This window comes from Flavobacterium humidisoli (assembly GCF_023272795.1).
Lineage (GTDB): Bacteria > Bacteroidota > Bacteroidia > Flavobacteriales > Flavobacteriaceae > Flavobacterium > Flavobacterium humidisoli.
In genome coordinates this window covers 1,995,979-2,016,020 of the sequence record NZ_CP096829.1, presented here as the reverse complement: position 1 = coordinate 2,016,020, position 20,042 = coordinate 1,995,979, and the positions used below count along the sequence as shown (strand labels likewise).

Sequence of the window (20,042 nt, the reverse complement as noted above, 5' to 3'; positions counted from 1 at the left end):
AAAGTTTTAGAAATGAAGAAGAAAATCGAAATATTAGCTCCTGCTAGAGATTTAATTGGAGGAATCGCTGCCATAAACAGCGGTGCCGATGCTGTATATATTGGTGCGCCACAATTTGGTGCACGTTCTAATGCCAACAACTCTATTGAAGATGTTGCCGAACTGGTTAAATACGCACACTTATTTAACGCACAAGTTTTTGTGGTTATGAATACCATTTTGTACGATAACGAATTAGAAACTTGTCGTTCAATGATTTGGGAATTATACGATATTGGTGTCGATGCCTTGATTATCCAAGACATGGCGATTATGGAAATGGACTTGCCTCCTATTGTTCTTCACGCCAGCACACAAGCCAATAATCGTGATGCAGATAAAATTAAATTCCTTAAAGATGCCGGAATCAAACGTGTCGTTTTAGCACGTGAATTAAACTTGCATCAAATTAAAACAATATACGATCACGCTGATGTTGAACTAGAGTTTTTCGTAACTGGAGCTTTGTGTGTTTCTTTTAGCGGAAACTGTTATATGAGTGTGGCCAACGGAGAACGTAGTGCCAATCGTGGTTCATGCGCACAAAACTGCCGTTTACCTTATAACCTAATCGACGGAAACGGAGATACTTTAATCAGAAACAGTCACTTGCTTTCGATTAAAGATTTAGACGTTTCAGATCAAATTCCGAATTTGATTGAAGCGGGAATCGTTTCTTTTAAAATCGAAGGAAGATTAAAAGACGTTGCTTATGTTAAAAACAACGTATCTTATTTACGTCAAAAATTAGACAGCTATTTAGAAGGAAGCGATAAATACATTAAAGCATCTTCTGGAAAATGCACCTATACTTTTGATTCTACTTTAAGCAGAACTTTCAACCGCGGTTATACCGATTATTTCGTAAACGAAAGACACAGCTCTATTGGTTCTTGGGAAAGCCCAAAATCAAAAGGGCAGTATATTGGTAAATTGATCAGAACTGTTGGAAACGCTTACGAAATCGAAAATGGCGAATTGTTAAACACGGTGACGGACTTTGCTTTATCAATGAAAACAATGAAGCTGACGGAATTTACGTAAACAAAGCCGAGAACGGAAAAGTTTATCCAAACGTTTTAAAAGAAATCAAAGACGGGACTTTTATTTACCGTAACAATGATGCTGCTTTTATCAAAATTGTGGAAAGAGAAGACAGTGCAATCCGTAAAATCGGAACGACTTTATTGTTTACCGAAAACGAAAAAGGTTTCGAATTAATCGCAACCGACGAAGATGGAAACGTAAGCACTGTAACTTTAGAACATCCTAAAGAACAGACAAAAACAGGCGAATCTATCGCAGAAAATATCAAAACTCAATTGGCAAAAACAGGTTTTACACCTTACAGCGCCGATGAAATTGATGTTGTATTTTCTCAAAACTGGTTCCTTCCTATTTCAAAAATCAACGAAATGAGAAGAAATGTTTTCGATCAATTATCAGAAATTCGTTTGGCAAATTATGTTCGTGAAGAACACCAATTGGTAAAAACTTCACATCCATATCCAGAAACCAAATTGGATTTCATGTACAACGTCTCGAACAAAACGGCTCGTAAATTCTACGAACGCCACGGTGTTACCGAAATCGAAAAAGCATTCGAATTACAATGGGATCCAGGAAAATCTCGTGTAATGACAACCAAATATTGCATCAAATACGAATTAAAAAAATGCCCGATACACCAAAAAGATATCGTTGGCGTTAAAGTAAAAGAACCATTGGTATTAAAGCAAGGCGAGTTAGAATACAAACTTAAATTCAACTGCAAACCCTGCGAGATGGAAATTTGGGAAAAAGATGCCGAATTTGAAATTGAAGAAGATCATTTTCACTAGGTGACTTAACCGCAAAGTTTTCTACCGCAAAGAGCGCAAAGAAATACGCAAAGGTTCGCAAAGATTTTAAATTTAATCTTTGCGAACCTTTTTTTATATTGCAATTTACCCGCAATCTTGTCATTTCGACGCAAGGAGAAATCGCACACGAGATTCCGTAAAGTAAAAACACCAATCTTTGTCGAGTTTCTAATGCGATTTCTCGTTCCTCCTTTAGATTTGTTTTTTGAAATTTAAGTAGATTTATGATTGAGAAAGGAAGCAAAAGTAAACTGTTCGTTCCTCAGAGCTTGTGACTCATATTTCGATTAAGACTTTAGCTTCCCTTTCATCAAAGACTCAGATAGAAATTTGGGCTAGTGACCCGTTATTAAGGAGTTGAGCTTATGATGAATTTCTCAAATCATTGTTGAATCGTAAAAGCAAAGTTATGAAAAACATTATTGTCGGCATTGATATCAGCAGCAAGACTTTGGATATTTGTGTTAAGGAAGAATCTGTAAATTACTTTTCAATTGAGAACAACGTTCAGGTTATAAAACGTTTTTTCAAAAGATATTCAGATGAAAATGTGATTATAGGTATGGAAAACACAGGCAGATACAATTGGAATCTCTTTGAAGTGCTTGAGAAATTCAATTTTAGAGTTTATGTCATATCAGCTCTGCATATCAAAAAAAGCATAGGTCTTGTCAGAGGCAAAAATGATAAAATCGATGCACTGAGGATTTGTAATTTCATTGAGAAAAATTATCAGGAAAATAGAGAATGGAAGCCAAGTTCTCGCTCTATCAAAAAGATAAAAATACTATTGACCGAAAGAGCTTTAAGGATAAAAATTAAAAAACAGCTTATGGCCCAGCAGCATGATTATAAATTAATGAAAGGCATTGGATTGGATAAAGAACTAAAAAGTCTAAATGTAAAACTCATTAAAAGTGTTGAAGAACAAATTAAAGCTATTGAAAATGATATTGAAAAAGTAATCCATGATGACCAAAGTCTAAGCCAGAAGCAGAAACTGATAAAATCAGTTCCAGGAGTAGGCCAAGTTCTATCGTGGACATTATTATCAAAAACAGAAGGTTTTACGGTTATAACAGATCCAAGAAAAATGGCCTGTTACAGCGGGGTTGTACCATTCGATTTTCAATCTGGAACATCACTAAAAAGAAGACCTAGAGTTTCCATACTTGCAGATAAAGGACTCAAAACCATCTTACATCTGGCAGCAATGAGTGCAATACGTTTGGATAATGATTTAAGCAAATACTATCATAGAAAAATTGATGAAGGAAAGAACAAAATGAGTGTTTTGAATGCTGTGAGAAATAAAATAATTCATAGAGTTTTTGCAGTAATAAAAAAACAAATCCCTTATAAAAAAGATTTGGTTTTATCATAGAAATCGAAATGACAAACTGTATGGTTACATGATGAAAAAATTAACCTTACAATAAATTAAAATCTGCCGAATCTGCAAAATCTGCGTGAGAATAATTTTCATTTTATTTATCTTTAATTTTTTAATCAACTTGAATTGAATCCAAAAACAATATTACAAAACATTAATTTTTGCAGTTCTTTTGGCATACTCTATTTTTAGAAACCTTTTTTATTGATTTTTCTAATCTAAATTATACCTCTCTACCATTTTTTGGAAATAACCATCGTCCGTCAATTTTCCTTCAACCAATTGATTACCCTTTGAATCGTATTCATAAAAAACTAAACTAGTTTCTCCAACAGTTAAAGTTGTTCGCACAAGTTGTTCGTTTTGATCATACTCATTGTCCCACCCCAAATGACTACCATTTTTATATTCTTTTTCAAATTCAACAAAACCATTTGGATTTCTATCTAATACTAAATAGCCAGTAAAAAGCTTTTGATGATACATTACTTTACGACAACCATCATCGTCCCATCCACAATATTGGATTTGGCTTTCATCAATTCTATTTTTGTGCGGTTGTTTTAAACTCATAATTTTATAATAAACTAATAAATAATAAAAATAGCTATTTTTGTTTATAAAAAATTTCAATTCATCAAAATGAAAATACTACTCCTAGGTTCAGGCGAATTAGGCAAAGAATTTGTCATTGCCGCCCAACGAATCGGACAAACTATAATTGCAGTTGATAGTTATGAAAATGCTCCGGCCATGCAAGTCGCACACGGGTTTGAAGTAATCAATATGCTTGACGGCGAAGCTTTAGACCGAATCGTAGCCAAACATAAACCTGATTTTATCGTTCCCGAAATAGAAGCCATTCGCACCGAACGTTTTTACGATTACGAAAAACAGGGAATCACAGTGGTTCCATCAGCGAAAGCGGCAAACTTTACCATGAATCGTAAAGCAATTCGTGATTTAGCAGCAAAAGAATTGGGATTACGAACAGCAAAATACCAATACGCAACTTCTGCAGAAGAATTACAAAAAGCTGTTCAGGAAGTTGGAATTCCGTGCGTGGTAAAACCCCTAATGTCTTCTTCTGGAAAAGGACAATCAACGATAAAAACAGAAAGCGATATCGAGAAAGCATGGCAATATGCCGTTGCAGGTTCGCGTGGCGATGTTATTGAAGTTATTGTAGAAGCTTTTGTCGATTTCCATTCAGAAATTACACTTTTAACGATTACTCAAAATAACAACCCTACTTTATTTTGTGCTCCAATTGGTCATAGACAAGAACGTGGCGATTATCAAGAAAGCTGGCAGCCGGCTTTGGTTTCAGAAAAAGATTTATATGAAGCTCAGGATATGGCCGAAAAAATTACCGAAGCACTTGGCGGTGCCGGACTTTTTGGCGTTGAGTTTTTCCTGACCAATGAAGGCGTTTATTTCTCTGAACTTTCTCCGCGTCCGCATGATACCGGAATGGTAACTTTAGCAGGAACTCAGAATTTTAACGAATTTGAATTGCATTTGAGAGCCATTTTAAGTCTTCCGATTTTCGAAATTACTTTAGAAAAAGCTGGAGCAAGCGCCGTAATTTTAGCATCAGAAGATTCTGCAAATCCAACTTTTAGCGGAATCGAAAAAGTAGCCGCTTTACCAAAAACCGATTTCAGGATTTTTGGTAAACCGACGTCAAGACCTTATCGAAGAATGGGTGTTGTTTTAAGTTACGATGCTCTTTCGACTCCAATTAACGAAGTAGTAGAACGTGCCAAAGAAACGGCAAAATTAGTAACTGTAAACTCTTAGAAAATGAAAAAACTTATATTTATGATTTTCCTATTTATTGGAATTTCAGCACAAGCGCAAGACAAAAAGAAATTTGACAAACCAACAATCGTTGAAGCTTCATGTGGAGAATGCCAATTCGGAATGAAAGGTAAAAGCTGTGATTTAGCCGTTCGCATTGACGGAAAGAGCTATTTCGTTGACGGAACTACGATTCACGATCACGGAGATGCTCACGCCGAAAAAGGTTTTTGCAATGCGATCAGTAAAGCATTGGTTACAGGAGAAATCAAAGGAGACAGATTTAAAGCAACTTCATTTACTTTAATCGACGATAAAAAATAATGGCATTAATTCTCGAAAACATTGCCAAACACGTTTCTCTGACACCAGAAGAACAGGCGCTTTTTTTATCTAAACTAGAAACGAACACTTATAAAGCCAAAACGCTTTTATTAAACGCCGGAGAAGTCTGCAAACATTCGTATTTTGTAAACTCTGGAATTTTAAGAAGTTTCAATATCAACGATAATATTGTTGAACATGTTTTATCATTTGCCTGCGAAGGCTGGTGGATGAGCGATATGTACAGCTTTTTTTCTCAGAAACCAGGTCAGCTTTTTATTGAAGTTCTGGAAGAAGCAGAAGTGGTCTCTTTATCTAAAGAAAATCAAGAACAATTGTATCTTGAAATTCCGAAACTGGAACGTTTTTTCAGAATTTTAATTGAGAATTCATTAGTTGCTAATCAACAGCGATTAATGGACAATTTGAGCTTACCGGCAGAAGAGCGTTTTGAAAAATTCACAAAAAAATACGGAACATTGGTACACAAAGTTCCTCAAAAACAAATCGCTTCTTTTATTGGAGTCACTCCTGAATTTTTCAGCAAAATGAAAGCGAGACTTTTGAAAAAATAAAATTTTTCCGCCACGAATTCACAAATTTTTATTCTCAAAGATTATTAAAAGATAATTCGTGAATTCGTGGCGGAAAAAAAATTAAAATTGCTCAACCTCTGTAGAATGTTTCATTGCGGTTATTGCTGATTTTCCTAACATTACCGTATTTTGTACGGCATCAAAATAAGAAGTTCCCACAAAAGCTTGATGTTTTACAGCTCTGAATCCGTTTTTTTGCAAAGCAAATTCACGTTCTTGTAACTCAGAATATCCTGCCATTCCACGCTCTTTATACGCTTTAGACAATTCGAACATACTTGTATTTAAAGCATGGAATCCTGCCAAAGTGATGAACTGGAAACTATATCCCATTGCTGCCAAATCTTCTCTGAATGTTTCCATTTCGGCTACTGATAATTTTGCTGCCCAATTGAAAGACGGCGAACAATTGTAAGCCAGCATTTTATCTGGAAATTCTTTTTTCATTGCTTTTGCAAACTTTCTCGCATACTCCAAATCTGGATTACTGGTTTCCATCCAGATTAAATCGGCATAAGGTGCGTAGCTCAAACCTCTTGCAATTCCCTGATCGATCCCGTTTTTTACATAGAAGAAACCTTCAGCCGTTTTTTCACCCGTTAAAAACTTTCTGTCTCTTGGGTCGGCATCGCTTGTTAATAAATTTGCCGCATCAGCATCTGTTCTTGCCACAATTAAAGTTGAAACGCCCATAACATCTGAAGCCAAACGGGCTGCAATTAATTTATTGATTGCTTCCTGCGTTGGAACCAAAACCTTTCCGCCTAAGTGTCCACACTTTTTAGCAGAACTCAGCTGATCTTCAAAATGAACTCCTGAAGCTCCTGCTTCAATCATAGATTTCATTAATTCGAAAGCATTTAAGTTTCCACCAAAACCCGCTTCGGCATCAGCTACAATCGGAACTAAATAATCTTTTTTATCTTCAATATTATTTACAATCTGAATCTGATCAGCACGCAACAACGCATTGTTGATTTTTTTTACCACCATCGGAACGCTGTTTACTGGATAAAGCGATTGGTCTGGATACATTTCTCCCGCCAGGTTTGCATCAGCAGCAACCTGCCATCCGCTTAAATAAATCGCTTCTAAACCCGCATCGACTTCCTGAATCGCCTGATTCCCAGTCAAAGCGCCTAAACCCGCAACATAATCCTGACTTTTTAACTTTCTCCATAATTTCTCTGCACCCATTTTCGCAATAGAATACTCAATTTTATACGAACCCTGAAGCGTAACTACTTCACTCGCAGTGTAAGGACGTTCAACACCTTTCCATCTTGGGTTCGTTATCCAATCGTTAATCAATTCCTGAATTCTGTCTTCTGTTGTTTTCATAAATAGTATAGTTAAAGTGGTTAGTAAAGTTTATAGTTTTCAGTCTCAGTTATCAGTTTTAACTGGACTTAAATAAATAGTATTCGGAAGATCTGCGCAGATCTTTTCATTCACATTCGATCTGCCTGATCTGCCAAATCTGCGTGAGAAAATTATTCGCCCGCAGATCTCGCAAATTCAGCAGATTTTTTTTATAAATATTTGTAACACGGAATCGTCAAAAAATCAACGAAATCTGGATTTACAACTAATCTTTCCAATACTTTTTCAGCCAATGGAAATTGTTGTTTTTCATGATTTTCTTCGCCTAATTCCTCTTTGATTTTTCTGAATTCATCTAAAGCCAATTCATGATAATAAGACAAATCTAATTTTCGTCCATTATCCAAAAGCACTTTATTTTGAAGCCATTGCCACAATTGCGATCTCGAAATTTCGGCCGTTGCTGCGTCTTCCATCAAATTATGCAATGCTGCAGCGCCTTGTCCATTCAGCCATGAAGCTAAATACAAAACTCCAACATTGATATTTTTTCGAATGCCATTTTCAGTAATGATTCCAATTGGCGGTTCAATCAAATCGGCTTCTGTAATTTTTCGATGTTCTCTTTTAATATGAATCTGATTTGGAGTCGGCATTCCTTTATCAAAAACTTCTTTTGCAACCTTAACCAAATCTGGATGTGCTACCCAGGTTCCGTCGTGACCGTTTCGAACTTCACGCTCTTTATCGGTTTTTACTTTTGCAAAAGCAACTGCATTGGCTTCTTCATTGTTTCGAATCGGAATCTGTGCTGCCATTCCGCCAATGGCATGAATACCTCTTTTATGACATCTTTGAATAACCAAATTGGAATACGCATTCATAAAAGGTGAGGTCATATTTACCTGATCGCGATCTGGAACAATGAATTTTGGATTTTTTCTAAACTTTTTGATGTAAGAGAAAATATAATCCCAGCGTCCGCAATTCAAGCCTACGATATGTTCTTTCAATTCGTGAATAATTTCATCTAGCTGAAAACTTGCTGTTATGGTTTCAATTAAAACCGTCACTTTTATCGTTCCTCTTTTCAGTTTCAAATAATCCTCAGTAAAGTCAATTACAGTATTCCACCAACGTGCTTCCAGATAATGTTCTAATTTCGGAATGTAGAAATAGGGTCCAGAATTGTTTTCCAAAAGGCGTTTATGATTATGAAAAACATACAGTCCAAAATCTATCAAAGAACCCGAAACTTCTTTTCCTTCAATTAAAACATGCTTTTCTGACAAATGCAAACCTCTCGGACGCACAATTAACGTTGCTGTTTTTTCATTTAAATGATACGATTTCTGTTTCACCAAATCAGTAAACGTTATTGTTTTTTTTACTGCATCAATTAAATTCACTTGCCCATCCATCAGGTTTTGCCAAGTTGGCGAAGTGCTGTCTTCAAAATCAGCCATAAATGTTTTGGCACCTGAATTCAAAGCATTGATGATCATTTTACGATCAACTGGTCCAGTAATTTCCACTCTTCGATCCAGTAAATCCTTAGGAATTTCTCCAGCTGTCCAATTACTTTCTCTGATGCTTTTTGTTTCAGGAGTAAAAACAGGCATAATTCCCTGATCAAAATTGACTTGTTTCTGCTCACGCTGTAAAAGCAATAGTTTTCGCTGTGATTCGAATTTTCTATGCAATTCAGTTATAAAAACAATCGCTTCTTCTGTCCATATTTTTGGATAACGAAGCTTCTTTTCGGCTAAAAATTCCATCGCCGTTTCGGTAATCTCTAATTGGCTTTTCATTGCTGCAGATTTTAATTTTTTAATTAACTAAACAAATCTTCTTTTTCCCATCAAAACAACTTAACCATAACTAACTCACAATTAACAAGTTTCAACGATACAATGTTATAAAAAAGTTTTTTACAAAACAAGCGAACGTTCGCTAAATTTAAAAAATATTTTTTTGGCGATTATTTTTAGATTACTTACATTTGGATTATGGATATCGAAAAAGACTATATAAAGCTGATTTTTGGGCTAAAAATGAAACAAGTTCGTACACAAAAAAACTTGTCTCTTTTTGGTTTGGCCAAACTGACCAATCTTTCAAAATCGTACTTAAACGAGATTGAAAAGGGAAAAAAATATCCAAAAACAGATAAAATTTTACTGCTTTGCGAACATTTGGACGTGACTTATGACCAAATGGTTTCTCTAAAACTCGATAATAACCTCGCTCCTATTGGCGAAATTTTAAAATCAGGAATTCTAAAAGAAATTCCGCTTGAGCTTTTCGGAATTCAGGAAGCCGATTTAATTGATATAATTGCCAACGCTCCAGCTAAAGTCAATGCTTTTATTAGTACGATCATTGAAATTGCACAGCATTATAATTTAAGCCGAGAAAGTTTCTTTTTGGCTGCTTTACGTTCGTATCAGGAAGCCCACAGTAATTATTTTGAAGATTTAGAAGAAAAAGTAATTGCATTTTCGAAGTCTTTTCAGATCAATCTGGATTCTAAAATCAGCATTGAAGAACTGGAAGCAATTCTAAAAGAAGAATACGAATACAACATCAAAGAAATAGCATTTATAGATCAAGAAGCTTTAGGCGATTTGCGTTCGATTTATGTTCCAAAAAGCAGAACTTTATTACTTTCGACCGAATTAGATGCACCGCAGAAAGCTTTTATTTTGGCTAAAGAAATAGCTTATAATTATCTAAAAATATCCGATCGATTACTGACTTTCAGCTGGATTAAGTTTGAAAATTTCGATCAGGTTTTGCATAATTTTTATGCTTCTTATTTTGCCGGCGCTTTATTATTGCCGAGAAAATTAGTTGTTGATAAAATCAATTCTTTTTTGGAAAACGAAAATCCAAAACCCGAAGAATTTGTTCAATTAATTGAAAGCTTTGAAGTTTCGCCTGAATCGTTTTATCAGCGATTGACCAATTTATTACCAAAAGATTTTCAGCTGAAAAACTTATTCTTTTTAAGATTATCACATAAAATCGATTCTGATTTTTACCAGATCAATAAAGAGTTGCATATTACACATCAGCAGGAACCGCACGCCAACGAAACAAACGAACATTATTGCAGAAGGTGGGTTTCGGTAAAAACAATTGACGAAGCGATCCAACAAAACAAATCGCATTTTTTTGATGCGCAAATATCCAGTTATGCGAATAGCGGAAACGAATATTTGGTTTTTTCATCGGCTACAAAAGATCCTTTTTTACAGGATACCATTCGAAGTATTTCTGTTGGAATTTTGATTAATCCAACAATGAAAAAGAAATTCAAATTCATAGACGGAAAACCTTTGGTGAAACGAATTGTTGGTGTAACTTGCGAAACTTGTGCCGTACAAGATTGTTTAGAAAGAGCTGCCCCGCCAATTGTTTTAGAAAGAAAAAAACGCCACGAGAATACAGATGCTGTTGTACAGCAGTTTATGAATCAATACAGCTAGATTGCCATGAAATATTTTGCTTTACTAATAACGATACTTTCTATTAACTTCAGCCAGAAAACGGACAAACTTACTGGCCGTTATAATTATTTAATAGAAGATGACAATTCCTATATCCAAAAAGATAAAATCACTTTTAAGGATAGCATTTTTGCTTTTGATAACAAGTATTTACCAAAAGGAAAAGTTTCTTATGGCAATGTAATATTATTAGATAATTTTATTAATACTGATTTGATTATCAGTATTCCAAAAGATCAGATTACAAAAGATACGATTCTATTTTACATGCATGATAAGAAAAGTTCTGCTGCGAATTATCTTGATGAAGTGGTTGGGAAAGGGAAATTGATTAGGATTAAGTAATAGAAATTTTTAATAATCTCGAAGAAGCTAAGCCGCAAAGTTTTATTTCACTTTGAGTATAATTACCTAAACATATCTTCTCACAATCTTGTCATCTCGACGAAGGAGAGATCACACTAGAAACTCCAATCCTATAATCGTCAATCTTTGTCGAGCCACTTGTGTGATCTCTCCTTCGTCGAGATGACAAACTGCATGGTTACTTTACTTTTCTACTTCTGAAAACAAAAACTTCTTATTTAGCCCCGATAGAAGTGGAAATCCTTTTGTGGTGGGGTTCACCACAAAAGATTGGAACGGATAGCGGGACGTCAGGTCTTTTGAAAACCAAATTTCTGCTCCAGAAAAACCTTTGTCCCGAAGCTTCGGGATAGCATTTTAGAACCTCAGAACCTTTAAAAAACCTTTCTTAATCTAGATTAAGTGCTTTTCCTTGACCTTGGCGGTATCTTTGTACTATCAAAATCAATAAAAGACAAAATCATGGAAAATATAATATTGCACAAAGCAGACACAAGAGGAAATGCAAATCATGGATGGTTAAACGCTTATCATAGTTTTAGTTTTGCAAGCTGGTACAATCCAGATAGAATTCAGTTTGGAGCCCTTCGTGTTTTGAACGATGATACAATTGCGGGCGGAATGGGTTTTGGAACGCATCCTCACGATAATATGGAAATTATTACAATTCCGCTTGAAGGTGATTTGGCTCACAAAGACAGCATGGGAAATACTGAAGTAATTAAAAACGGAGACATTCAGGTAATGAGTGCTGGAACAGGAATTCAGCATAGCGAATTCAACCCAAATGCTGATCAACAAACTAAATTATTGCAAATCTGGTTGTTTCCAAATAAAAGAAACGTGACGCCACGTTATCAGCAGATTACTTTGGATGTTGAAGACAGACGTAATAAATTATCTCAAGTTTTATCTCCAAATCCAGACGATGAAGGTGTTTGGATTCACCAAGATGCTTGGTTCAATATGGGTAACTTTGATGCTGACGTTACTGCTGAATATAAAATTAAAAAAGAAGGAAACGGAGTTTATGCTTTCGTTTTAAAAGGAAATGTAACCATCAACGGTCAGGAATTAAATTCTCGTGATGCGGTTGGAATTTCAGGAACTGATGTTTTAAACATTAAAGCAAACACAGACGCTGAATTTTTATTAATGGACATTCCGATGAATTATTAATTCAAACAAAAACAATTAATACCTGTACTTTGAAACGATAACAAATCTGTAAATGAGACTGTTATCGTTTCTTTTTTTGTTCGATTTTAAAAAAGAAAGACTAACTTTATAAATACGAAAACTGTTCTGACTTTAAAATTAAATTCATCAGTAAAATTTTAAACCATGAATCCAAATAACCTAACTAAAGAATATACAAACGGAGAAGTTACGATTGTATGGCAATCTGGAAAATGCGTTCATTCTGCCAATTGCGTAAAAAACAATCCGGATGTCTTTCGTCCAAAAGAAAAACCGTGGATTACTCCAGAACAATCTACAACTGAGAAAATAATTTCTACTGTTAATAAATGTCCGTCGGGAGCGTTGACATTTTATATGAATAGCAAAAGCTAAGCTTTAAACATTAGTTTTTTCCAGCCACAGATTAGAAGGATTAAATTGATTTTTTTCGCCACCAACTGCTCGAAATAAATTGAATTGAAATTTGTGGAAATTCGTGTAATTCGTGGCAATATTTCTTTTAATCCTTCTAATCTGTGGCAAAAACCTTTACATTTTTCATTTCTTAATCTAGGTTAAGTGCTCCAGGACAACTGTCACCGTAACTTTGTCCTATCAAAATGAAATTAATTATTTAAAAAATAAAATTATGGCAACTACAAAATGGTCAATTGACCCAACTCACTCAGAAATTGGTTTTAAAGTTAAACACATGATGTTTACAAATGTTTCAGGAAAATTCGGAACTTATGATGCTTCTGCAATCACAGAAGGGGAAAGTTTTGATAATGCAGATTTTAGTTTTTCTGCCGATATCGCTTCAATCGACACTGCTAATGCAGATCGTGACGGACATTTAAGAAGCGGTGATTTCTTTGACGCTGAGAATCATCCAAAATTAACTTTTAAATCTTCTGCTTTCAAAAAAATTAATGATGGTGAATTTGAATTAACTGGAGATTTAGACATTAAAGGTGTTTCTAAAACAGTAAAATTCCCAGTTGAATTTAGCGGAATCATGACTGACCCTTGGGGAAATACAAAAGTAGGTTTAAGCATAGAAGGAAAAATCAATCGTAAAGATTGGGGTTTAAACTGGAACTCAGCTCTTGAAACAGGTGGTGTTTTAGTAGGTGAAGAAGTTCGTTTAAACATTGAATTACAATTTGTAAAACAAGCCTAATTAAGCATTCTCGGATTTAATTGGTTGGTTATTCAAGCCCTGCATTTGTAGGGCTTTTTTGTTTGCCGCTAATTGCACTAATTTCCAAGATTTTTTTTTTGCCACAGATTAAAAAGATTATTTGGATTTTTAATTTGTGGCACAATTTCAACTTTGCGAGAAAAAAATTAGTGTAATTCGTGTAATTCGTGGCAAACCTAAAAATTCACCGCACTGTATTTTTAAATTCTGTTGGCGACATTCCGGTTTGTTTTTTGAAGAATCTCGAGAAATACGAATAGTCCTCATAACCTACTTTAAAGGCAACTTCATTTACAGCTAATTGCTTATCGATTAGCATTCTTTTTATTTCGAGAATAACACGATCTGTGATTACTTCTGTTGCTGTTTTTTGGAGAATTTCGTTGCAGATTCTGTTTAAATGTTTCAGTGTGATATTTAGTTTTTCTGCGTAAAATGAAGGTAGTTTCTCGGTTCTGAAATATTCTTCTAAAAGCGATTCGAATTTATTTATTTTAATATTGTAAGAATGCGTTTGATGCGAATATGTTTCTCCATATTTTCTGGCTACTTCTATATGAATGCAATCGAGCAAGTTCAACAATTTATCTAATTGATATTTATTGTTGTGAATATTTTCTTGAATCAATAAATCGAAATAAGGAAGAATGTTAGGAATTTCTTTTTCTTCAAAAACCATTTCGGGACGGTTTTGAATGGAATGGTAAAAATTATAATCGTTGATTTTTTTTTGTCCGAAGTATAAATTGTACAATTCTTGAGAAAAAATAATAACAAAACCTTCAATGTCTTCCGATAAATTCCAATGGTGCATTTGCCCAGGCTGTAACACAAAAAGACTTCCTCTTTTTATATCAAATTGATCAAAATCGACTTCATGCAATCCCGAACCTTTTGTAAAAAAGACCATTAAGTACGAATCATGTCGGTGCGGTTCTTCTACAAAACTGTGATTTTTTAAATGTTCTGCAAAAGTATTGACATAAAAATCTCGATGAATATCGTTACAGCTAAAATTCTGAACACTATAAATGGGATATTTTTTCATAAGCGATTAGATTGTAGATTTTCGAATTGGAATTTGCAATTTCAGATTTTGGAATTTAGATTTTTTTTATTGGAATTTCACTCATAATGTCTTTATTGTGCTACAATAAGCGAAGATACTAAAAAGACTTTTATAATGCTCTGAATTACCTTTGTATAAACAAAAATCAACAATATCATGTCAAACGCATTAACTCATATTTTAAAAAACGAATGTCCTGTTTGTCATAAAGGAAAAGTTTTTACAGACAAAAATATTTTTCTGAATTTCAGTTTTCCAAAAATGAATGAATACTGCAGCCATTGCAATTATAAATTCCAAAAAGAGCCTGGTTATTTCTTTGGTGCTATGTATGTAAACTACGGATTAACAGTTGCTCAAGGAATTGCAACATATTGTATTGCACAGTATTTTTTCGAAACAAACTTCGATTTAAGAATCCTTCCTATTATTGCTATTGTGATTACTTTACTCACTCCTTTTAATCTGAGATTTTCAAGATTAGCGTGGATTTATATGTTTAAGGGTTATACGAGCTAAAAAAATAGTACTTTTGCCTTCCAATTGAAACTAATTTTCAATTTTAAAAAAAAGTAAAAATTAAATTAGACAAATGAAAGCATACGTATTTCCAGGTCAAGGTGCACAATTCACAGGGATGGGCAAAGACTTATATGAAAATTCGGCTTTAGCCAAAGAATTATTCGAAAAAGCTAATGAAATATTAGGTTTTAGAATTACAGATATCATGTTTGAAGGCACTGCCGAAGAACTAAAAGAAACTAAAGTAACGCAACCAGCTGTGTTTTTACACTCTGTTATTTTAGCTAAAACTTTAGAAGATTTCAAACCTGAAATGGTTGCAGGGCATTCATTAGGAGAATTTTCTGCTTTGGTTGCTAACGGAACTTTATCTTTTGAAGATGGTCTTAAATTAGTTTCTCAGCGTGCTTTGGCTATGCAAAAAGCTTGCGAAATCACTCCATCAACAATGGCCGCAGTTTTAGGCTTAGCTGATAATGTAGTAGAAGAAGTTTGCGCTTCTATCGATGGTGTTGTGGTTGCTGCAAATTACAACTGCCCTGGACAATTGGTTATTTCAGGAGAAACTACAGCTGTTGAAAAAGCTTGTGAAGCAATGAAAGCTGCAGGAGCAAAACGTGCTTTAATTTTACCTGTTGGAGGTGCATTTCACTCACCAATGATGGAACCTGCAAGAGAAGAATTAGCTGCTGCAATTGAAGCTACAACTTTCTCTGCTCCAATTTGCCCAGTGTATCAAAATGTTACGGCAAATGCAGTTTCTGACGCAAACGAAATTAAAAAGAACTTAATTATTCAGTTAACGGCTCCTGTAAAATGGACTCAATCTGTACAGCAAATGATCGCTGATGGCGCTACTTTGTTTACTGAAGTTGGTCCAGGAAAAGTTTTAACTGGATTGATTAATAAAATTGATAAAGAAGCTGCTACGGCTAATGCTTAATTAGTTTTTAGTGTCAATTAAAACTATACTCATAAAAAAAACCTCATAAGCTTTAATCAGTTTATGAGGATTTTATTTTATAACTCTTTTGCTTCTTCACTGTAATTATTTATAATTCCAGTAATCAAATAATTTTGATTACTTATTTCAAAAAAGATATACCAAGTCGTTCTAGAATTAGTTTTATAGAAAATATAATCTGAGCCTAAATATTGGAGAGTAACTGGAGTTTTCTTATGTGGAAAGCTTGATATACTTGAAAAAATAAAATCAACTATTTTATTTACATAGTTTCGAGCAGAATCAGGAAAACCAAAATATTCGTCTTCAAAAAGAATAAGAAGCAAATCATCAAAATATTCAAGAACCGTTTCTTTAAAAATTATTTTCTCCAAGGATAAGCTTTTATTCTTTTATACATTTCCTCTTTAAATTCCTCTGGAGTTAAACCCTTCGCAAACTCGGTATCAAAATCAAAAGTTTCAGGATCTATTCCTTTAAATTTTGGTTTTTGAATTTCGTATTCTACTCTTGGCTCTTCGACCTTGTTAATCTTTTTATTTTCTTTATCCGAATCCATTATTCCTACATTTTAATCCTACAAATTTACAAAATAAACTAAATCAATTTATAAAGTTTTCTTTTCCTTCTTTTTGTAATTAATAATAAAAACTCCCAAAATGATCAGGATAGTTGCAATTATAAAATCAATTGTAATTTTTTCATCCAAAATAAGCCAACCAAAAAATACCGCAATTATAGTGTTGATATAAGCTAAAATAGAAACCTGAACCGGCGTAACGTGTTTCAGAGCATAATTATAACTAAAAAAAGCAATTACAGACCCGAAAATCGACAGATATAATGCTGCGAAAATACTTTTAGAACTCCATAAACTCACATCAATATTGGGCGAAAAAATAAATGCCAAAACAATCTGAATGCACGAAGCCATTGTAAACTGGTAAAATAAATTAAGAACTATATTTTTAGATTTATTCCCATGAAGTTTGGTATAAATTGTTCCACCAGCCCAAGCAGTAATCGCAAACCCCATAAACATCATTCCAATTCTGTAATCGGCATCTAAAAAAGATCCTAGTCCGTCTTTAAATATAAAAACAACTCCCGAAAACCCTATTATAACTCCAACAAATCCTCTTAAACTTGGTTTTTGTAATTTAAATAATATACTGCCCAGAAAAATAAGTATAGGAGCCATAGCACTGATTACCGAAGCCAATCCGCTTGGCACAGTCTGTTCTGCAACGGTTGTAAAACCATTTGCTATTACTATCATTAACACAGAAGGAACAAGCTGGTGTTTTAAATTTTCCCACCCAATCCATTTCAATTCTTTTTTGAACAATAAAATAATCATCATGATTATTCCCGCCAATCCCTGACGAATTGAAGTTACAAACCAAGGCGGAATAGTCTCAACCGCAACTCTAATCTCCAAAAAGGTAGTTCCCCAAATAATTCCAACGGCCGCTAAGGCAAATATTAATTTATAATCTAAACTTTGTTTCATGTTAATTAATACGCTAAAAAAATCCCAAACTATACTGCTATAATTTGGGATCTTAAAATTTTATAATTTTAACTAATAAAGAATTTATTTATTCCTCACTTTCTGTTCCCATTTCCAAGCACTTGCCATAGCTTCATCTAAACTTAGTTCAGCCTTCCATCCTAAGACATTATTTGCCTTATCAGTATTTGCGTAAGCTTCAGTAATATCACCTTCACGACGAGGCATCATCTTATAAGGCAATTTTTTATCGCTGACTTTTTCAAAACTATGAATCACTTCAAGAACAGAACTTCCTTTTCCAGTTCCTAAATTGAAGGTTTCAACTTTTGCTAAATTCTTTTTGTTTAACAGACGCTGCAAAGCAATTACGTGAGCTTTTGCTAAATCAACAACGTGAATATAATCGCGAACTGCAGTTCCATCTGGAGTTGGGTAATCATTACCAAAAACAGATAATTCTTGACGCAATCCTACACCCGTCTGTGTAATAAAAGGCACTAAATTTTGAGGAACACCCAAAGGCAATTCTCCAATTTCTACTGATTCGTGTGCTCCAACTGGGTTAAAATAACGCAATAAAATAGCACTGATATTAGTAACTTTAGCAGTATCTGTAATGATTTCTTCGCCAATCTGTTTTGTATTTCCATAAGGAGACATTGCCGCTTGAACTGGAGCATCTTCCGTAATTGGCATTTTTTCGGCTTGACCGTAAACTGTACAAGAAGAGCTGAAAATGAAACTTGCTTCTGGTTTTTGCTGTAATTCCTGTAAAAGGTAAATTAAACTGCTGATGTTGTTTTCATAATACAATAAAGGCTGTTCAACACTTTCTCCCACCGCTTTTGAAGCTGCAAAATGAATTACCCCAGTAACATCATTGTGTTTTTTAAAAAAATCCTGCACTGCAGTCTTTTCTCTTAAATCTAATTTTTCGAATAAAGGTGTTTTTCCTGTAATTGCAGTAATTCCATTTAAAACATCTTCTGAAGAATTGGAAAGATTATCAATAATCACTACTTCGAAGCCTTCATTCTGCAATTCGACTACGGTGTGAGATCCAATAAATCCTAATCCTCCTGTTACTAATACTTTCATTTCGTGGTTGTTTGTGGTTATATTTTGGCTAATACTTAAAATTTCTTATTTCAAAAATTCAATTACGCTGTCTGTAATATATTTAATCTGCTCATCATCAAGTTCTGTATGCATTGGTAAAGCAATTACTTCTTGAACCAATTGATTTGTTACAGGAAATTGCTCTTCTTTATAACGAGGATCTAAATATGCTTTTTGAGAATGAAGCGGAATTGGATAATAAATTGCACAAGGAATTCCTTTATCCAATAAATGCTGCATTAAGGCATTACGATCTGCATCGATGATTCTTAATACATATTGATGAAAAACATGATCATTTTCGTTTGCATCAAAATCTGGAGTTATGATGTGTGCATTTCCAGCGAAAGCTGCATTGTATTTAGTTGCAGCCAAACGACGTGCTTGATTGTATTCATCTAAAAGTGGCAATTTTGCATTTAAAACTCCAGCCTGAATACTATCCAAACGTGAATTTACACCTACAACATCGTGGTGGTAACGTTCGTACATTCCGTGATTTACAATACCGCGGATAATGTGAGCCAATTTATCATCGTTTGTAAAAATTGCTCCTCCATCTCCATAACATCCTAAGTTTTTAGACGGGAAGAATGAAGTTGCTGCGACGTGACCGATTGTTCCTACTTTGGTTTTTGAACCAGATTTAGAAATATAATCAGCACCAATTGCCTGAGCATTATCTTCGATCACATATAAATTGTATTGAGCGGCAATTTCCATAATCGCATCCATATTTGCAGCGCGTCCAAATAAATGCACAGGAACAATTGCTTTTGTTTTGGGCGTAATTGCTTTTTTCACTGCATCAATATCAATGTTCATATTATGCAAATCTACATCAACTAAAACTGGAGTTAATTGCAATAAAGCAATCACCTCAACAGTTGCTGCAAAAGTAAAATCAGCAGTGATAACTTCGTCTCCAGGCTGAAGACCAAGTCCCATCATTGCAATCTGCAACGCATCTGTACCATTCGCACAGGGAATAACGTGTTTTGCTCCTAAATAATCTTCAAGATTTTTTTGAAACTGATGAACTAAAGGTCCGTTGATATAAGTATTTGTATCTAAAACTTCTTGGATCGAAGCATCTACAGTTGATTTTATTTTTTCGTATTGACTCTTTAAGTCAACCATTTGTATTTTTTTCATTTTGAATCTATTTAAAAAAATTAAAGACACCGTTTTCAGGCAGAAATCTCTAAAAGGAGGAACAAAAATAGTTATTAATAGCTTCAAACCAAT

20 protein-coding genes and 1 pseudogene are annotated in these 20,042 nt (G+C 34.2%); 12 read left to right on the top strand and 9 right to left on the bottom strand.

The window, feature by feature from the left end:
• Nucleotides 1-12 precede the first annotated feature (12 nt).
• Nucleotides 13-1,880, top strand: a pseudogene (locus M0M44_RS09025) (peptidase U32 family protein).
• 430 nt (nt 1,881-2,310) lie between these two features.
• Nucleotides 2,311-3,285 (top strand): IS110 family RNA-guided transposase, encoded by a 975-nt coding sequence (locus M0M44_RS09020; RefSeq protein WP_248729454.1) that lies wholly within the window; start codon nt 2,311-2,313, stop codon nt 3,283-3,285.
• A gap of 222 nt (nt 3,286-3,507) precedes the next feature.
• Here M0M44_RS09020 and M0M44_RS09015 read toward each other — a convergent pair whose 3' ends face one another.
• Nucleotides 3,508-3,867 (bottom strand): hypothetical protein, encoded by a 360-nt coding sequence (locus M0M44_RS09015; RefSeq protein WP_248729453.1) that lies wholly within the window; start codon nt 3,865-3,867, stop codon nt 3,508-3,510.
• A gap of 69 nt (nt 3,868-3,936) precedes the next feature.
• Here M0M44_RS09015 and purT point away from each other — a divergent pair, with 69 nt between their 5' ends.
• Genes purT through M0M44_RS09000 form a run of 3 tightly spaced genes read left to right on the top strand, consistent with a single transcriptional unit; the run spans nt 3,937 to nt 5,996 of the window.
• The gene (gene purT, locus M0M44_RS09010) at nt 3,937-5,097 is read left to right on the top strand and encodes a formate-dependent phosphoribosylglycinamide formyltransferase (protein ID WP_248729452.1); all 1,161 of its coding nucleotides are present in this window, start codon (nt 3,937-3,939) and stop codon (nt 5,095-5,097) included.
• Nucleotides 5,098-5,100: 3 nt separating this feature from the next.
• Nucleotides 5,101-5,421, top strand: coding sequence for a DUF6370 family protein (locus tag M0M44_RS09005; RefSeq protein WP_095928538.1), 321 nt, complete (start codon nt 5,101-5,103; stop codon nt 5,419-5,421).
• Entirely contained in the window at nt 5,421-5,996 is a 576-nt protein-coding gene (locus M0M44_RS09000; RefSeq protein WP_073407828.1) for a Crp/Fnr family transcriptional regulator, read from the top strand. Before M0M44_RS09005 ends, M0M44_RS09000 begins: the two co-directional genes overlap by 1 nt.
• An 81-nt stretch (nt 5,997-6,077) precedes the next feature.
• Here the strand turns inward: M0M44_RS09000 and aceA are convergent, their stop codons facing one another.
• On the bottom strand, nt 6,078-7,358 hold the full coding sequence (gene aceA / locus M0M44_RS08995) for an isocitrate lyase (protein WP_248729451.1): 1,281 nt from the start codon (nt 7,356-7,358) through the stop codon (nt 6,078-6,080).
• A gap of 191 nt (nt 7,359-7,549) precedes the next feature.
• The gene (aceB, locus tag M0M44_RS08990; protein WP_248729450.1) at nt 7,550-9,151 is read right to left on the bottom strand and encodes a malate synthase A; all 1,602 of its coding nucleotides are present in this window, start codon (nt 9,149-9,151) and stop codon (nt 7,550-7,552) included.
• A 198-nt stretch (nt 9,152-9,349) separates the two neighbouring features.
• On the opposite strand from aceB, the gene M0M44_RS08985 reads away from it, so the two are divergent.
• From M0M44_RS08985 to M0M44_RS08965, 5 genes are all read left to right on the top strand, one after another.
• Entirely contained in the window at nt 9,350-10,831 is a 1,482-nt protein-coding gene (locus tag M0M44_RS08985; RefSeq protein WP_248729449.1) for a helix-turn-helix domain-containing protein, read from the top strand.
• 6 nt (nt 10,832-10,837) lie between these two features.
• Nucleotides 10,838-11,197: a hypothetical protein gene (locus M0M44_RS08980; RefSeq protein WP_248729448.1), complete on the top strand. Its 360-nt coding sequence runs from the start codon at nt 10,838-10,840 to the stop codon at nt 11,195-11,197.
• 483 nt (nt 11,198-11,680) lie between these two features.
• Nucleotides 11,681-12,397 (top strand): pirin family protein, encoded by a 717-nt coding sequence (locus M0M44_RS08975; protein WP_248729447.1) that lies wholly within the window; start codon nt 11,681-11,683, stop codon nt 12,395-12,397.
• A 165-nt stretch (nt 12,398-12,562) separates the two neighbouring features.
• Nucleotides 12,563-12,793 (top strand): (4Fe-4S)-binding protein, encoded by a 231-nt coding sequence (locus M0M44_RS08970; RefSeq protein WP_248729446.1) that lies wholly within the window; start codon nt 12,563-12,565, stop codon nt 12,791-12,793.
• A gap of 256 nt (nt 12,794-13,049) precedes the next feature.
• On the top strand, nt 13,050-13,583 hold the full coding sequence (locus M0M44_RS08965; protein WP_109191894.1) for a YceI family protein: 534 nt from the start codon (nt 13,050-13,052) through the stop codon (nt 13,581-13,583).
• A 205-nt stretch (nt 13,584-13,788) separates the two neighbouring features.
• On the opposite strand, the gene M0M44_RS08960 is transcribed toward M0M44_RS08965, so the two are convergent.
• Nucleotides 13,789-14,652, bottom strand: coding sequence for a helix-turn-helix domain-containing protein (locus tag M0M44_RS08960; RefSeq protein WP_248729445.1), 864 nt, complete (start codon nt 14,650-14,652; stop codon nt 13,789-13,791).
• Between the two features lie 177 nt (nt 14,653-14,829).
• Between M0M44_RS08960 and M0M44_RS08955 the strand changes: the two genes are divergently transcribed.
• Nucleotides 14,830-15,192, top strand: coding sequence for a DUF983 domain-containing protein (locus M0M44_RS08955; RefSeq protein ID WP_248729444.1), 363 nt, complete (start codon nt 14,830-14,832; stop codon nt 15,190-15,192).
• A 73-nt stretch (nt 15,193-15,265) separates the two neighbouring features.
• Entirely contained in the window at nt 15,266-16,138 is an 873-nt protein-coding gene (gene fabD, locus M0M44_RS08950; protein WP_248729443.1) for an ACP S-malonyltransferase, read from the top strand.
• Between the two features lie 77 nt (nt 16,139-16,215).
• Here the strand turns inward: fabD and M0M44_RS08945 are convergent, their stop codons facing one another.
• The 5 genes from M0M44_RS08945 to M0M44_RS08925 form a co-directional block, all read right to left on the bottom strand.
• Nucleotides 16,216-16,533 (bottom strand): hypothetical protein, encoded by a 318-nt coding sequence (locus M0M44_RS08945; protein WP_248729442.1) that lies wholly within the window; start codon nt 16,531-16,533, stop codon nt 16,216-16,218.
• The gene (locus M0M44_RS08940) at nt 16,521-16,718 is read right to left on the bottom strand and encodes a hypothetical protein (protein WP_248729441.1); all 198 of its coding nucleotides are present in this window, start codon (nt 16,716-16,718) and stop codon (nt 16,521-16,523) included. The genes M0M44_RS08945 and M0M44_RS08940 overlap by 13 nt, the downstream gene beginning before the upstream one ends.
• Before the next feature lie 48 nt (nt 16,719-16,766).
• A complete protein-coding gene (locus M0M44_RS08935) occupies nt 16,767-17,672 on the bottom strand; it encodes a DMT family transporter (RefSeq protein WP_248729440.1) in 906 nt (301 codons plus the stop codon).
• An 84-nt stretch (nt 17,673-17,756) separates the two neighbouring features.
• The gene (galE, locus tag M0M44_RS08930; RefSeq protein WP_095928524.1) at nt 17,757-18,773 is read right to left on the bottom strand and encodes a UDP-glucose 4-epimerase GalE; all 1,017 of its coding nucleotides are present in this window, start codon (nt 18,771-18,773) and stop codon (nt 17,757-17,759) included.
• Nucleotides 18,774-18,818: 45 nt separating this feature from the next.
• Nucleotides 18,819-19,949: a DegT/DnrJ/EryC1/StrS family aminotransferase gene (locus tag M0M44_RS08925; RefSeq protein WP_248729439.1), complete on the bottom strand. Its 1,131-nt coding sequence runs from the start codon at nt 19,947-19,949 to the stop codon at nt 18,819-18,821.
• Between the last annotated feature and the right edge of the window lie 93 nt (nt 19,950-20,042).